The sequence below is a fragment of the Vibrio sp. 10N.222.55.C6 genome, assembly GCF_041473395.1.
GTDB classification, from domain to species: Bacteria; Pseudomonadota; Gammaproteobacteria; order Enterobacterales; family Vibrionaceae; genus Vibrio; species Vibrio crassostreae_C.
In genome coordinates, this window is the sequence record NZ_JBFRSD010000017.1 from 1 (window position 1) to 15,422 (window position 15,422).

The 15,422-nt window shown below is 42.9% G+C and carries 13 protein-coding genes and 2 pseudogenes; 8 read left to right on the forward strand and 7 right to left on the reverse strand.

Going from position 1 to position 15,422, the window contains the following annotated elements; translation table 11 throughout:
- Window positions 1-503: IS5 family transposase (locus AB4486_RS12940; RefSeq protein ID WP_372117323.1), on the forward strand; the 503-nt coding region annotated here is incomplete at its 5' end.
- Between the two features lie 99 nt (window positions 504-602).
- Here the strand turns inward: AB4486_RS12940 and AB4486_RS12945 are convergent.
- The 6 genes from AB4486_RS12945 to AB4486_RS12970 are packed head-to-tail and all read right to left on the reverse strand — an operon-like array spanning window position 603 to window position 6,467.
- Complete coding sequence (locus AB4486_RS12945; protein ID WP_016800130.1) at window positions 603-1,448, reverse strand: DMT family transporter; 846 nt, start codon at window positions 1,446-1,448, stop codon at window positions 603-605.
- An 11-nt stretch (window positions 1,449-1,459) separates the two neighbouring features.
- A complete protein-coding gene (locus tag AB4486_RS12950) occupies window positions 1,460-2,734 on the reverse strand; it encodes an opine metallophore biosynthesis dehydrogenase (protein WP_017100974.1) in 1,275 nt (424 codons plus the stop codon).
- Complete coding sequence (locus AB4486_RS12955) at window positions 2,731-3,510, reverse strand: hypothetical protein (protein WP_016800128.1); 780 nt, start codon at window positions 3,508-3,510, stop codon at window positions 2,731-2,733. Before AB4486_RS12955 ends, AB4486_RS12950 begins: the two co-directional genes overlap by 4 nt.
- Window positions 3,511-3,518: 8 nt before the next feature.
- The gene (locus AB4486_RS12960; RefSeq protein WP_372117325.1) at window positions 3,519-4,286 is read right to left on the reverse strand and encodes an ABC transporter ATP-binding protein; all 768 of its coding nucleotides are present in this window, start codon (window positions 4,284-4,286) and stop codon (window positions 3,519-3,521) included.
- Entirely contained in the window at window positions 4,286-5,350 is a 1,065-nt protein-coding gene (locus AB4486_RS12965) for an iron ABC transporter permease (protein ID WP_016800126.1), read from the reverse strand. The genes AB4486_RS12960 and AB4486_RS12965 overlap by 1 nt, the downstream gene beginning before the upstream one ends.
- Window positions 5,343-6,467 carry an ABC transporter substrate-binding protein gene (locus tag AB4486_RS12970; protein ID WP_372014511.1) on the reverse strand — a complete coding sequence of 375 codons (1,125 nt, stop codon included), beginning with the start codon at window positions 6,465-6,467 and terminating at the stop codon, window positions 5,343-5,345. Before AB4486_RS12970 ends, AB4486_RS12965 begins: the two co-directional genes overlap by 8 nt.
- A 193-nt stretch (window positions 6,468-6,660) precedes the next feature.
- Here AB4486_RS12970 and AB4486_RS12975 point away from each other — a divergent pair.
- The 6 genes and pseudogenes from AB4486_RS12975 (at window position 6,661) to AB4486_RS13000 (ending at window position 10,416) form a co-directional block, all read left to right on the forward strand.
- A pseudogene (locus tag AB4486_RS12975) lies at window positions 6,661-7,229 on the forward strand (transposase).
- Window positions 7,230-7,998: 769 nt separating this feature from the next.
- Window positions 7,999-8,208 carry a hypothetical protein gene (locus AB4486_RS12980; RefSeq protein WP_133154775.1) on the forward strand — a complete coding sequence of 70 codons (210 nt, stop codon included), beginning with the start codon at window positions 7,999-8,001 and terminating at the stop codon, window positions 8,206-8,208.
- Window positions 8,209-8,409: 201 nt separating this feature from the next.
- The gene (locus AB4486_RS12985; RefSeq protein WP_102258042.1) at window positions 8,410-8,841 is read left to right on the forward strand and encodes a hypothetical protein; all 432 of its coding nucleotides are present in this window, start codon (window positions 8,410-8,412) and stop codon (window positions 8,839-8,841) included.
- Between the two features lie 51 nt (window positions 8,842-8,892).
- Window positions 8,893-9,378 (forward strand): DNA repair protein RadC, encoded by a 486-nt coding sequence (gene radC, locus AB4486_RS12990; protein WP_371997718.1) that lies wholly within the window; start codon window positions 8,893-8,895, stop codon window positions 9,376-9,378.
- A gap of 99 nt (window positions 9,379-9,477) precedes the next feature.
- On the forward strand, window positions 9,478-9,774 hold the full coding sequence (locus AB4486_RS12995) for a hypothetical protein (protein ID WP_016800122.1): 297 nt from the start codon (window positions 9,478-9,480) through the stop codon (window positions 9,772-9,774).
- 219 nt (window positions 9,775-9,993) lie between these two features.
- Window positions 9,994-10,416 (forward strand): lytic transglycosylase domain-containing protein, encoded by a 423-nt coding sequence (locus AB4486_RS13000; RefSeq protein ID WP_372117326.1) that lies wholly within the window; start codon window positions 9,994-9,996, stop codon window positions 10,414-10,416.
- 25 nt (window positions 10,417-10,441) lie between these two features.
- On the opposite strand, the pseudogene AB4486_RS13005 reads toward AB4486_RS13000, so the two are convergent.
- Window positions 10,442-13,360 (reverse strand): annotated as a pseudogene (locus AB4486_RS13005) (Tn3 family transposase).
- Between the two features lie 509 nt (window positions 13,361-13,869).
- On the opposite strand from AB4486_RS13005, the gene cysS reads away from it, so the two are divergent.
- A complete protein-coding gene (gene cysS / locus AB4486_RS13010; RefSeq protein WP_372117328.1) occupies window positions 13,870-15,243 on the forward strand; it encodes a cysteine--tRNA ligase in 1,374 nt (457 codons plus the stop codon).
- Window positions 15,244-15,422 lie beyond the last annotated feature (179 nt).

The following is a 15,422-nucleotide window of genomic DNA, read 5'->3' on the forward strand; positions in this document are numbered from 1 at the left end:
ATGGCAAGCGTAGAGTCTGGCGAAAGCTTCATATTGCCGTCGATACAAGCACTCATGTAATTATTGCAGCCGAGCTAAGTTTATCGACGGTTAGAGATGGGGAAGTACTCTCGAACTTACTGAAACAAACACGCCGAAGTATCCTTGAGGTGTCTGGTGATGGTACTTACGACACGAGAGCATGTCACGCTGCTATTAAGATTAAGCGAGCCGTTGCGCTTATTCCCCCAAGAGAAGGGGCTGCCTTCTTGGAGCGTGGTCATCCTCGAAATCTCGCAGTGGGTTGCCAGAAGTTATACGGCTCAAATAAGTATTGGAAAGAGCGGTATGGATACCACAAACGTTCACTCTCAGAAACAGCGATGTATCGAGTTAAACAGTTGCTAGGAGGGCAACTGAGCTTAAGAAATTACAATTCACAGGTAGGTGAAACTTACGCGATGATAAAAGCGTTGAACAAGCTTACTGGGTTAGGTATGCCTGAAACTTGTCGTATTGACTAAAAAGTATGCGAAACGGGGTGCATCTATCTCTAAATTTAATTACGCAACAAAGCCTTCCCTACTCTCTTTGATTAGTTTGTTTTCTAGGTGGTACTCAGATCATTGAATAATATTTTTTTTCTTTAGCGAGAGGGAAATAGATGTTGTTATTATTATAAGAACGCCACATGTGCTCATCCAACTAGGGATTTCATACCAAAAAATAACCCCCCAAAGTATATTGAAGACCAAGCCGATATAGCGGGTGACTGCAACTACAGCGGCGTTTTCATGACTGAATGCCTTTGTTAGGAAAATTTGCCCAATGAGCGAAACAAGACCAATGGCAATTAGATAAATCCACGCAATTCCCTGTGGAACCACAAACTCATCCCTCATCAAGTAACCGGATACCAACATCGAAGTGAAAAGAAAATAAAACACAATCTCGTAAATATGGTGCCTCTTACTCAGGTGGCGAATAGTGATAGAGGCAGCCGCCGCAAAAAAAGCACTCGCCACCCCTGAGAGGGCATACAAATTAAATGTGTCGAAGCTAAATGGATTTACAATTAGGGTAACTCCAACCAAAGTGAGCGGAAAAAGGAATGCTACTTTTTTAGGGGCTTTTTCTCCCAAAATTAGGTTGGAAAGTAATATAACGAAGAACGGGGACAGGTAAGCCAAAATCACGGCGTCCGCTAGCGGCATGTGGGTAATCGCGTACACAAAAGCGAGCAGATAAAACGCCCCAAACAGGCCACGAAGCAAAAGCATTGGTATGCCCGTGGTAGAAAACCTGATACTCGCTTTCCACATTAAACCTAAAATCAGAACGGTTCCTATTGCGCTTCGGAAGAAGACAATTTCAGAGCTTGGAATCGTCAAACTGGCCGCTTTAATAAGTGCGTTCATGACACTAAAAATGAACGCAGAAAATATAGTTAACGCTACACCGTTGTTCATGATGGGTTTCTTTAAAGGTCGTATGATAGACGCACCCAACCAAGGTATTGGTGCGCTTGAGTGCGGGACTCTTCAATCAAATGGTGAGGGAGTTGAGAGCTACTTAACCAAGATTCGAATATACCTAGCACACGGTTAACGCTCGGTAATGCAATCCCATGCGCTCTGCCTAAGACTTGAAGCCAGTAAAGATTCTGTATATCTTCTTTAGGTATTCGAGGTAAAGACAACTTGCCTTTTTCCACCTTACCTTTGGCATAGGGCACGGCAGAGAAGTTGAAGTAGCACCCATTTTCATCCGGCTTAGAAAAAGGATCGATCAGAATCGCGCTGTATCGTACGTAAACCAAATATTCCTGCGCTATTGGAGTGAGCGACATAAACTGCTCAATTTGACGACGACGAATGGTTTCTGGATGCACAGGGTAGTTGTCATCATTGAGAAATTGTAACAAGTTAAATGGTGTTCCGTTAAAGTGAAGTATCAATCTTGATATATCGCGCCATAGCTCAACCAAAATGTGGATGGTTTCGGTTGTGATCGGTCCCTCAGGGAAAAGTTTGTACATGTACTTAACTTCTCTCGTCTCACTTAAGATATGATTGAGCGAGAAAGGGGTCATAAAAAATGCGGGATGAACGAAAGAGGTAATGTTTCGTCCTTCTACGCTAAACCCATTTTCCAACTCGACAACTTCAACACCGATATCCGCTAAAGTTTGAGTCAGTAGCTCTAGGACAGGGCATTTTTCTTTACTTGAGTAAGCATAAATACGTTTTTTAACCGCTTTGGTAAGGACACGAACGCCAGCTTGTTCCGTTATAAATTTAGTGGCCGCAAAGTAATTGGAAAATATCAGTACGTTGGGGGTTAAATTCAGTTCTGAAAACAAGCCTTTTACAATCCGGTGCCCACCAAATAAGGATGAAATGAGGACTACTATTTTTGTGGAACTCAAACACGATTTAGGTAAAGCCAATAGAACCGCTGAATAAGCATGAGATGGGGTGCCCAGAACCAACGTATCCCATTGTCCGCTTACATCGCGTAAATCTTCAAAAACCGCATCAAATATCACCTGCCCAGCCATTCGCTTCAAAGAGGATTTGGCAGCGAAAATATGCGCAATACGTTCGTTGTGTAAGCTTTCGAACATCGGCTGCCAGCGCTCTGATGAGCGGTTTACTAACCCAAGTTGCTCGCACTGGTTTCTGATGATTTTTGCTGTCTGAAATGCGGCTGGCCCTGTGCCAACGATTAACACTTTTCCTAATGAAAGAGTCATTTTGCGCGCTCCATCAAGACGGTGTCATATATCGCTGCATCGTTATGGATCTGTTGTGTTTCCCACCCATCCATTAGGTTTGGGTTGAAAGGGTAATTGAAGGCGGACTTTAAACCATTACCGAATCGAACTAATACTCGGTGAGAGTGGTTAAGATGAGGTCTAAGCTGTCTGAGTTGTTCCCATTTATGTTCCACTAAAGAGGCTACTACAACATGAGTTGGCCGGAAAGAGGCAAACTCAGTGATTAGATCTTTGCAGCTAAAAGTGGTTGACAAGTTGAGTTGGTTGGCCATTTTCACTGCCTGCTCATCAAGATCTATACCGTGCACGAGAGCGCCTGTGCTCTGAGATATAGTGAAAGCAGAAACCGGATAGGACCCTGAGCCAATAAACAGGACTCGAGAGTTGCTTTCAATTCCTGCTTTTTTTAGTTCAATTTTTGTGTTTTCAGAAAGTTGGTATAAATATTCGCTGATGTCGATTTGATGCTCTCTGGCACACTGAGACTGATGTTTTTCCAATAAACACAGAGCTTTTACAGCAGTTTCACGAAGCTGCTTGATTAAACGATCGTACTCAGGGGTCATATCAAAATCATCGCTAATGGTTTTAAAATTTTCTTGCAAAATCCAAGCGCAAAACTCATCAATTTTTTCTTGCAAAAGGACAAAACATTCACAATTTTCAAGGCTGTAATGAGTCAGGGTTTGAATTTGAGATTCAAACGTGGATAGAGAAACTAATAAGTGATATTGCCTTTTATTCATTGCCATAAGAATGCCTAATCTGTTTTAAGGGCTCGAACTGGGGTGACGTGGGTATGTCCATGAACGCAACAACCTACGTCCACATGAATCTGATAGATTTTCCCCAGCCTTTCAGAATCGAGCACGTCTTCTGGTTTACCGCAATATTGAACTTCACCATCATTCATTAAGAGAAGATGGTCGCAGTATCGAGCAGCGAGAGAGAGGTCGTGTAGGACCGCAATTGTGATGATATTTTTGGCTCGGGTATATTGACGAACAAGGTCTAAAATTTGGACTTGATGCTTGAGATCTAAGGCGCTTGTTGGTTCATCTAAGAGCAATACCTTGGGCTCAGCAACAAGAGATTGCGCCAGTGAAACCAGCTGTTGCTGACCACCGCTTAGTTGAGAAAACTGTCTAAGGGCGAGATTTCTCAAACCTAGATAATCAAGGATGGCGTCTGCTTTTTGTTCTTGTTCAAATGTGATGTTCCAGCTCAGTTGATGAACCAAGCCCAGTAAGACAAACTCAATAACCGTTAATTGACAGGGAGATTTGTTGAGTTGACATAGGTACGAGAAGGATTGTAGCGGTAATCTCAGCCCGTCCTCCCCACTTGAATTAATCTTCCCATCAGAAGGAATGATGCCCATGATAGCTTTGAGCAATGTCGTTTTTCCTGCGCCATTGGGCCCTAAAATGGCGGTAAATTTGCCACCCAAAAATTGGGCATCTACCTTCTTTAAAACGAGTTTTCTTCCAATTGGAACGGCAAGATTTTCTATTGAAAGCGACGTCATTAGATAAACCTCCTGCTTATCAGAAAATAAAGAAGGATCGGCACACCGACTAAGGAGGTGACGATACCAATTGGTATGATAGTGCCTGGGACAATCAACTTAGCAACAAGAGACGAGGTACATAAAAGCAACGCTCCCATTAATGCCGCCAAAGGTAAGTAGAAACGCTGATCTTCGCCTATTAGCATTCTTGCTAGGTGAGGAGCAACCAAACCAATGAAACCAATGGTTCCGACAAACGACACTGCTCCTGCAGTTAATAAGGAACACAGTAAAAACATCTGTAGTCTTAACTTGCTGGTCTTTATTCCCAAGGCGAGTGCACGCTCTTCGCCTAAAGTGAGGGCGGTGAGTGCCCATACCTTAGATAACGCAAAGACCAAACCGAACAGGAAAACGGCTCCTGAAACAAAGAAGGACAACCAACTCGCCTTCAGTAGACTGCCAAATAACCAAAAAACAATTTGCTGCAGCACTTCTGGTGATGCCAAATATTGAATTAATGACTGTAAAGCCTGGAAAAAGAAGAGAACGACAATACCTGCCAAAATCAGGATTTTTGCGTCCATATGTCGGCTGCGACCAATTATATAGATCGCCATACTCGCTAATCCAGATGTCAAGAAAGCGGCAAACGGCACGCCTAACCAATGCAAACCAAATACTGAAAAACCGGTTAAAAAAGCTATGGCTGCACCAAATCCAGCAGCAGCAGAGATACCAAGGGTATACGGACTGGCAAGTGGGTTGGCTAAGAGGGTTTGCATTAGACCGCCAGCGAGGCCGAGTGAGGCGCCAACCATAAGACAGGTGAGAGTGATGGGTAACCGAAGTTGCCAGACAATAAGTGTTGATAAGCTGTCACCAGAGGGACCACCTAGGAGGGCTTCAACAACTTGTTCAATGCCTAGCCACGATGAGCCAGTACCAAGATCGAATAAAGCGGAAAAACTCGTTGCCAGAAAAGCGCCTAGCAAAATCTTAATTCTTTGCTTCTGCATTCTTTGATAAATAGCGCCGCTGGAATGATTCAGGTCAGACGATGCTTTCATGCTTTCATTCATGAGTTACGCCCACCTGAATCATGAAAGTGCCTTTGAGCGCTTGCGGCATGTAGTTCCTAAAAAATTCTTGGTGCAATTTCTTAGGTTCAATATCTTTAAATGCTTCTGGGTAAATAGACTTTGCTAGATACAACAAGAAAACGTGGTCGTAAATAGTACGTGTTCCTGAGTGGTATATACCGTAGACGTCACCATTTTTAACTGCCGTCAGTTGATTCCAGCCAGCACGATTTAGGTAGGGGCGGTATCTAGTTTGCGCTTCTTCCATTGTGCTGTTGAAACCAAGCAGGGCGCTGTCGTTATGTTTAACCCAGTGAGCACCGGATATAAAGATCACTTCTGGATCTTGACTCAAGATATATTCAGGCGTTAGGTGGGCAGAACCTTCAAACATCCCATGGGCAAGGTTATCGGCCCCCGCCATTGTCAAAAGGTTGCCCCACATTGTCGTCGAGTAAGATTTACCGTATTCATTTGGTCCACCTGTACCTGCTTCCACATACACACGGCGTGCCGCGTGGTTTTCCAGATGCCTCGTAACACGTTGTTTAACCATGTTTACTGTGTTTTCGTATTCCGTTGCAATCGATGAAGCGCGTCCTTCTGTCCCCATTACTCTGCCTATAACACGTGTGCTAATGACGTGTTTTTCAAGCGTTTGAGCATTGAAGTCTACAACGACAACTCTGATACCATTCTTTTCAAGTATTTCAACTTTTTCACCAAGGGATTGATATTGCCACGCCGCAAGAAGTGCAACATCAGGTTTAGTTAACAAGAGTTTTTCGAAATCAAAAGTACCTGTATAAAGAGAACCTGAATCAATAATCGTTTCTAACTCAGGAATGATTTTTTTATAGGTGGTCCATTGAGATTGACGGTAATCTTTCCAAGAATGTCTTGGGAAAATAGCCACTTTTTTGTAAGCATCTGGTCCAGCGATCGCTAGGTAATCCTCAAAATAAAAACCTAGGAAAATTTTTTCTGCCGGCTTTTCTAAAGAGATGTTTCTACCGAGCACGTCTTTGAACTGAAGAGCTGTAGAAGCAGAGGCCATGTCACCCAAAGCCAAAGTTGCCAAAAAAAGTGCTTTTACTTTTAAAAGGTGTCCTTTCATTCCCTCGACCTCAAATAGAACACTAATTGTTATAATGTAACAATGGTTCTAGGGTTGAAAAGATATATATTTATTATTTATATCTATTAAATATAAATAATAAAGTTAGGTGGATTTGTTGTTGCGTAATTCAATGGAACTAAATCAAGAACCTACGATATGATCAGCTACGTCCACTCTCTCTCGTAGCTCTATGTCTAAACCTCGTTACAAAACAACCAACAGGAAGCAATACAACCAATCGCTCATTCACCGTGGCTCTCTGACTTTTTGGATTGATGAAGAGGCAATAAGCGGTTGGGCGCAAAGCAAACAGAATAAGCGCGGTAGGCCACGTCGATTCAGTGATTTAGCTATCACGACAGCACTCATGAAAAGTCAAAAAACACGAGACGGATGGCAAGCGTAGAGTCTGGCGATGGCGCGTACGACACGAGAGTGTGCCACGCTGCTATTAAGATTAAGCGAGCCGTTGCGCTTATTCCCCCAAGAGAAGGAGCAGCCTTCTGGGAGCGTGGTCACCCTCGAAATCTCGCCGTGGGTTGCCAGAAGTTATACGGCTCAAATAAGTATTGGAAAGAGCGGTATGGATACCACAGACGTTCACTATCAGAAACAGTGATGTATCGAGTAAAACAGTTGTTAGGAGGGCGATTGAGCTTAAGAAATTACAATTCACAGGTGGGTGAAACTTACGCGATGATAAAACCGTTGAACAAGCTTACTGGGTTAGGTATGCCTGAAACTTGTCGTATTGACTAAAAAGCATGAGAAACGGGGAGACTCTGTTTCTAAACTGAATTACGCAACAAAGCCAATAATTATTGCGAAGGTGTAAATAATTTCTTGGCTTAATTAAAATTGATTTACGCTAGAAAGGCATTGTGTCCTTAACGCACTATAACTAAATATCTTGATATAACTACTCTAAGTGGCAAAGGGTAGAGCACACATATGAATAATTTAATAAAGCACCGCACGGTTTTCATCACCGTTTGATTTGGATTTACATGGCTCGCACCACGTATGAAGGATTTTGATATTTCTTTGTTGCGTAATTCAGTTGAACTAAGTTATCGGAACCGATTAAGAGAAACGGATGTGCTATTTGGAGAAATAGTACATCACTGCGCTGAAGTGATGACTAAGGTGAGGTCTCAAAAAAGTGAGGTAAGGACGATATCTGTTTTTATTCCTACTGAAAAATACGACAAGTGTTTGCCTTACTTATAGACGTATATACATTAACTTAGAAACTGGCTTGACTGATTTGGGGCTAACTCTAACAAGTTAGAGCTTAATCGAGCGCTTGAGACCATTAATGCTCGTTTTGAAAAAGGGACGCTGACCTTTGGCTCTCAAAAGGGAGGTTACAGTGAGCAAGGTGGCAGTATCGATATACCCATTCTAGTGACTTACTTACGGGTAAATGTATTTAAAGAATCCTCATTCTTGGCTTCTTATCTCTTAGCTTATTGCTTCTTAGTTTTTTACGTGGGGTGAGAAATAATGAGGTGCTCTTTCCTTAGGCGTGATCCTTCGGGCAAGGCTTTCTCTTGGAGCTTTCATCTATGGCCTAGATTGGCATCACCCTAGTGAGCCACTGCGTGCCGCACCAGAAGGTGCTTCTCTACAAGCTCCTATCGATACAACCCTAAACGCCTGCGCCTCGTCAGTCTTCCTCGTTGCTGTTCGTCGTACCTCCTCACTCATTTCACTGACCTCCATTAAGTTCGAGTAAGGGCTTGTTGCCTTATGTGCCGATTTCCCTTTCGACTTGCATCATTTGATGGGGCTCGCAGGCTGTTTACCGTGCTCGCTCAGAGCCCCAATAACAAGGGTATATGAACGCTTCGCGCCCTTGTTATTGATAACCATGAGCGCTTGCCGGACAGCCAAGCGGCTCCATAAAAGTGATACTCAAACAAAAAGGAAACTCCTCATGGCACAACGAAACTCAAGCCCAACTCTCTCTAAATCGATGTTCAGCGACCAGCGTTTCGCCGCTGGGCACGAAAGCTCACCAAAAAATGATATCTCCTGCCAGGTCGTTGAACGTGCAGTGCGTTCGACCGTTTCCGCGACTGTTTCAAAGGGACTTATTTGGGTGAATTCAACGGACTTTAATTCGAGCGTTCGAGCGGTTAAAGTGCATGAGATTTTACTTAATGAGTTTGGTTATACCGACTCTTTGATCTTGGAGGAAGGAAATAAAGGAAAAGGGGTGAGTATTGGCGTATGTGATAGAGCTACGACTGTGAAACAGATGCGAGAAGATTACGCCTATGCGAAAAAAGAAGAGAGAAACGTTGAAACGACCGCTAAGCATCAAGCGAGAGCGAAAGATCTTCTGACTATCTTGTATGGCCAATAACACGGACTGAGCGCCGACCATCACGACTTTAAATATTAAAAGGGATCTATTATGTCTGTACTTGCTAACTACTCTAATCACAGCCTTTTCTCTGTAGAAGAAAAAGATATCTTGCACCATGCCGCGAGCATTTTAAAATCTAAGTTGTTTGTGTCAGAGCAGACGCCACTCAATTCCCCTAAATTGGTGAAGTCATTTTGTCAGGCTTCACTTGCTTCCAATGAAAGCGAAGTGTTTGGGGTGATCTTTCTTGATAGTCAGCATCGAGTTTTACGCACAAAAGAGATGTTTAACGGCACCATTGACACCGCATCCGTTTACCCGCGTGAAGTGGTCAAAGAGTCACTGGCCACAAATGCAAGCGCGGTCATTTTTTATCATAACCATCCCAGCGGTGATGCCACACCCAGTCAAGCCGATCGACGTATTACTCGACGACTGACCGACGCGTTAGCCTTGGTTGATATTCGAGTTCTCGATCATTTCGTGGTGTCTTTTGAAGATGTGGTGTCGTTTGTGGAGCGTGGTTGGATATAGCCATTAGTGAAACATGTCTCTCATTTACGCCTATTCTGGCGTGAATGACTTCCTCATCATAATGCTATAAACTGTAAGCAATTAAATAAGGTTTCTACTATGTCTGAATCAAGCAAAGTCACATTAAGCGTTGAAGAGCTGATCAACCTAACCGCTCATGCTGCCACTCAAGAGCAGTTAAATGATACGCGTAAAGAACTCGATCAGAAGATCGAAGCGGTTCGTCATGAGCTTTCAGATAAAATCGACACAGTTCGTAATGAGCTTTCAGATAAAATCGACACAGTTCGTAATGAAGTGAGTTCCCTTAAAAATCTCATTATTGCAACAGCCTTCGCTATGATTGCGACGGTAGCCGGTGCCGCGTTTTGGGTTGGCAGTCATATCAACGTTTAATATTCAAATATGTTTTCTTAAATGCCTCTTATCCTAGAGGCATTTTTTTTTGTCCGAACGCTTCAACGCTCGCGCTAAAAGAATTTGAGCCAAAGGCTCGACCGCAAGCGGTCGCCAATACCGCTCTCAGTACCACAGTACGCCTATTTGCTCGATGTTTGATTCTATTGCTTTTTCATGGTGTCACTTTGTGGGTTTGTGGCTGATAGGTGGCTTTTTATGATGAAACCATTACTTTACCTTTCTTTGCTATCGCCGTGTTTCGGTTGGGCTTTTTGCTTTGATGAGGCAGGGAGATTTTATAATGTCGATCCACAACTTTTAAAATCCATTGCAACGGTAGAGAGCAGCCTAAAACCGAATGCGTATAATGAAAATAAAAACAAAACCGGTCAAGTGATCAGTCGTGATTTTGGATTGATGCAAATTAATTCCCATTGGTTTGATCTACTATCCGAATTTAATGTGAATGAAACAAGCATCTATAACCCTTGTTTTAATGTTCATCTTGGCGCGTGGGTATTAAGTTCTAATTTTTCTAGTCATGGTTATAACTGGAACAGCGTCGGCGCTTATAATGCGGGTTTTTCAAAACGCACCGAGAAGGGGTCACACGACGATTCGGAAAATATTGTACGCTAAGAACATAACATCATGACTTTAAGAATTATTCCTCTAGATCTGGCCAAATATAATCTCCCGTTAAATTTATATGTTCCCACCCTAAAGGAGATAAGTGGCTAAGCAATGCATCATCGATGATTTCCCCACGGCTGCGAAGTGTTTCTACTGCCTGACTGGTGTATTCGGTATTCCATAAAATAATTGCAGCAACAACTAAATTAAGCCCACTGGCTCGGTAACGTTGGTTTTCAAAGCTCCGGTCTCTTAATTCTCCCAATCGGTTAAAGAAAACCGCCCGAGAAAGAGCATTTTTAGCTTCACCTTTGTTAAGGCCGACCTGAACTCGACGTCTAAGATTAATGTCTTGCATCCACTCCAGAGTAAATAAAGTGCGTTCTATACGCCCTAACTCCCGTAATGCCAGTGCCAATCCGTTTTGACGGGGATAGCTACCGAGTTTTCTCAACATCAGAGAAGCAGTTACCACTCCTTTTCCGATTGAAGCTGATAATCTGAGAATATCGTCCCAATGCAAGGCGATATAATCAAAGTTCACATCCCCGCCAATTAGCCCTCCTAATGTCGGATAATTCGATTTGTTACCGGCTATATAAAGACGCTTATCTGAAAGATCACGTATTCGTGGAGCAAATTTGAATCCCAATATAGGCATGAGTGCAAATACATGATCAGTGAATCCGGCGGTATCCGTATAATGTTCTTCAATATTGAGTTCAGATTCATGATTAAGAAGGCCATCCAGTACAAAGGTGGCATCTCTCGCTGGGGAATTGATGATCCGGGTATGAAACGGCGCATAGTGATCTGAAATGTGAGTATAAATAATGCTTCCCGGCTCTGAGCCATATTTAGCATTAAAGTGTCCCTTGGAGTCTCCCCGACCTCCCGTCTTAAATCGCTGCCCATCAGATGAGGATGTCGTGCCATCCCCCCACCATTGAGAAAAATGATGTTGATGCTGTGCATTTGTCAGCTCAGCCAATGCTTTACTGTAAGTATCGTCTCGAACATGCCAGGCCTATAACCAAGAGAGTTTAGCGTAGGAAGTACCAGGGCAGGATGAGGCCATTTTTGTCAGACCTAAGTTGATTCCGTCTGCAAGAACAGCGGTCATTAACATTACGCGGTTAGGTGCGGGTTGTCCTCCTTTCAAATGAGTAAAATGGCGTGAGAAATCTGTCCATCTGTCCACCTCTAGCAGAAGTTCGGTTATTTTCACTTTAGGCATAAGTGCTGATACCTTCCTGATCAACTTCTCTGCCTCTTCTGGAACAGAGTTCGTCAACGGCGTAATACGCATTCCGCTGGCAGTCACTATTGTACCGGGAAGGTTGTTATCAGCAGCATGGAGTTCGACACGTTTCAATGCGGTGATCAACTGGTTCTTTTTCTGTTCAAGGAATAATTCACCGTCAGTTTCAATATCCAGCCCTAACTCTTGTTGGCTAAATAGCGCGCGATATTTGTCAAGCGGAAGCAGGTAATCTTCAAAGTCCATAAACTGTCGGGAATGACGAACCCATATATCCCCCGAACGAAGCGCATTTTTCAGTTCTGAAAGGACACAAAGTTCATAATACTTTTTATCTAGCCCTTCCTCAGTAAAGACAAGGGAGGCCCATCGTTTTCGAATAAAATCAGTCGGTACGCCTTCGGGTAACTTACGAGCTTTGGTCAGGTTCAGTTTACGAAGGATGTTAACCGCATCAAGTAGAGACTGGCAGACTGGAGCCGCCTTTAATTCCAGTGCATCAAGAAACGCCGGAGTGTAACGGCGTAACTGAGGATACGCATCAATAATGAGCATAAGGTGATCAAACTCTGGTTGGCTAAATTGCTCTGCGCTTTTGATACTATCAAGAAAGACTTGCCAGCCAATGGAGGTCTCAATAGCATCAAATGGATCACTTTTTGATTCTCTGGCTTTCTGAATAAGGCGTCCGGCCTGTGACAGTACCTTTAGTTGCTCATTAATTTGCTTACCTGAGCTTTGAAACTGTTCAGCATGTTTTCGTCTGGCAACATTCTCTTTACTAGCCATGATTCGGTCATGCATATATATGAGTTCATCAATCAAAGTGGCTCTTGTATCAAGCACCACTGCCGCCAGTGTTGCGTGTCGTCTTAACGGTTCAAAATCCCTGAGATGTTGTGGTGTCATTTGACCACCTTCACGGGCTATTTTTCTGAGCCTATTTTGATGAACCATCTTTTCTAGACCATCAGGTAGAGATAATGCCTGAATATGTTCAATTCTCTCTATATGTTTTAGAACGTGCTTTGCATTGGGAAAACCATGTGGCTGCCGTAACCAGTTAATAAACGTCTGGCTTTGCTGGTTCCGCATCAGTAGAAGTCGATCCAACTGCTCTTTTTGACCCTCAGACAATTCCGATGTCAGTGCACGATATACTCTCTTCGTTCCGAGAGTGATCGCTTCCTTGCATATCCTTTCGAATACGTCTATGCCAGGAATAACTATCTTTTGGGTGCGTAGATAATCCAACAACGTTCTGGCAAGCACCATGCCTGATTCGGTTTGGACCGAGGTCTTTAGCAAATATTGTACGGACAGACGAAAATGGGGCAGAGTAAAAGAGGCCATCCCTAACCAGTTCATCAGCTCAGTAAGATGTTCCCTGCGGGTCGTCTTTCTTATCGCATACCTCTTCCAATGTGTTACCAATACACCGAGTTGTTCACTTACGAAAGACAGCAGGTGGGCTGGAGGTTCTTCATCTGGAGAAATGGGTTTTCCGGGATATCGCAAGTAGCAAAGCTGAATAGCGAACCCAAGTCTGTTGTGTTTCCCTCTCCTTTGGTTAATAAGGGCAAGGTCGGCATCGTTAAATAGATAGTGTCGGACAAGATCATGATGCTCTTGAGGAAATGCCGTTAATGTTTCACGTTCAGATAACGTCAAGAGGGTTTTACGTGGCAATTTCATTTCCTCCGGTAGCTATGTCAAATAGACATACTTAGCTAACCAGATAAATGCCTCGATTAAAACTCAATGCTGACAACACGATTTCATAGGTGTGAAGTACGACAGGATCGCTTGGTGATCACATACAGTCTACGGGTATCGTAACTCATTGTTGGACAGAAATGAGCTATAGCTTCAGCTAAATTAGCAATTCATGGATAACTAATAGTATGGGAAGTAGCTAAGTTTAATGCCCCTGTTTTGATAGCGCAGGTGACGTCCATTACTACCAACGATGATGCTCAACATAATCATCGAATAAATGTATTGCTTTTGTTAATCATCTATTTTAATTTAAAAAAATGACGCTAATAACTACTTCCACTCAAACTCCATGTTGTTGCTGTAAATACCTTATTTACGGCCGTTTTCGTGTAGCTATTACGTAGCAAACCTATCGCACTATTACCTAGGCCGTTGATGTTTTCATCCACGGCCTTTTTGTATTTATAAGGATATGATTTATGACCCAACCGACACTCCAGCTCTTTAATACCCTTAATAGAACACTGAGTCCGTTTTATACGATTCAACCCCGTAAGGTTGGCCTTTATGCATGTGGCCCAACCGTTTATGACTATGCACATGTCGGTAATCTACGTACCTATTTGTTCGTTGACGTCCTAAAACGCGTACTACAGATCAATGGGTATCAAGTTAATCATGTCATGAACATAACCGATGTCGGACATCTAGTATCAGATGGTGACACTGGAGAAGACAAGATGGAGAAAGGGGCACGCAAACAAGAAAAATCAGCTTGGGATATTGCTACTTTTTTTGAAGACGCATTTTTTACTGATCTTGAAAGGCTTAACATTCTCAAACCTTCTATCACTTGCCGAGCAACTGATCATATTCAAGAGCAGATTTCGTTTATTCAGTCACTCGAAGCTAAAGGCTATACCTATCAAACCAGTGATGGTATTTATTTTGATACAGAGAAGTTACCCGACTACGGAAAGCTTGCGCGATTAGATATGGAAGGTTTGGAAGCTGGCATTCGCGTTGATATGGCGGAGAAAAAGCATCCTACAGATTTTGCACTATGGAAATTCACTGGCGAACAGAAACGGCAAATGGAGTGGACAAGTCCATGGGGAAATGGCTTCCCAGGGTGGCATATTGAATGTTCAGCGATGGCAGAGAAGTACTTGGGAGAAACCTTCGATATACATATCGGTGGTGAAGATCACATTCCTATACACCACACCAATGAAATTGCACAATGCCAAGCTAAAAACGGACATGTACAAGCAAACTTTTGGTTGCATGGTTACTTCTTAAATATTAACAATGAGAAAATATCTAAGTCGGGTTCTACACTGTGTTTAGAAAGCCTAATCGACAAAGGTTATGATCCTTTAGCTTATCGTTATTTAACCTTAACCAGTCACTATCGTAGCCAGCTCAGTTTTACTTGGGAAGGGTTGAATGGCGCACAAAAGGCACTGCGTAGATTAAGAAAGAAAATCACTGATATGCCTGACGGTGGTAACGTTGACAACCAGTTCAAAGCTGAATTTCTTGCACGTATCAACCGCGATTTAAATATGCCGCAAGCACTCGCCTTATTATGGGAGGTCACTGATAGTTCCATAGAGCCTGCCAATAAAAAAGCGACACTACTTTATTTTGATCAAGTATTTGGCCTTAACCTTGATAAGGTTGAACAGTTAACAATCCCCAAACAAGTTCAACAGCTCGCTGAACAACGTCAATGTTTGAAAGAACAGGGGCGATATGATGAAGCAGACACAATCCGAGAGCAAATTCGAGCTTTGGGATATCAAGTTAACGATAGTACTAATCAATCGAGTGTAACCAAGTTACTTTAATTAAAATCACCCGTTTTACCGAATAAGAGGTTAGCAATCGCCTCTTATTTCTGGGTTATGGGCTGGTTTGAGCTTACACCGTAATTCATAAGGCTCGTATTAGAAAAAGTCGGCCAAAATTGTGATAATGAAAGCCACAGTGTTATTAATTAAGCTTATATTGGGGCAGAGGCGTGTTA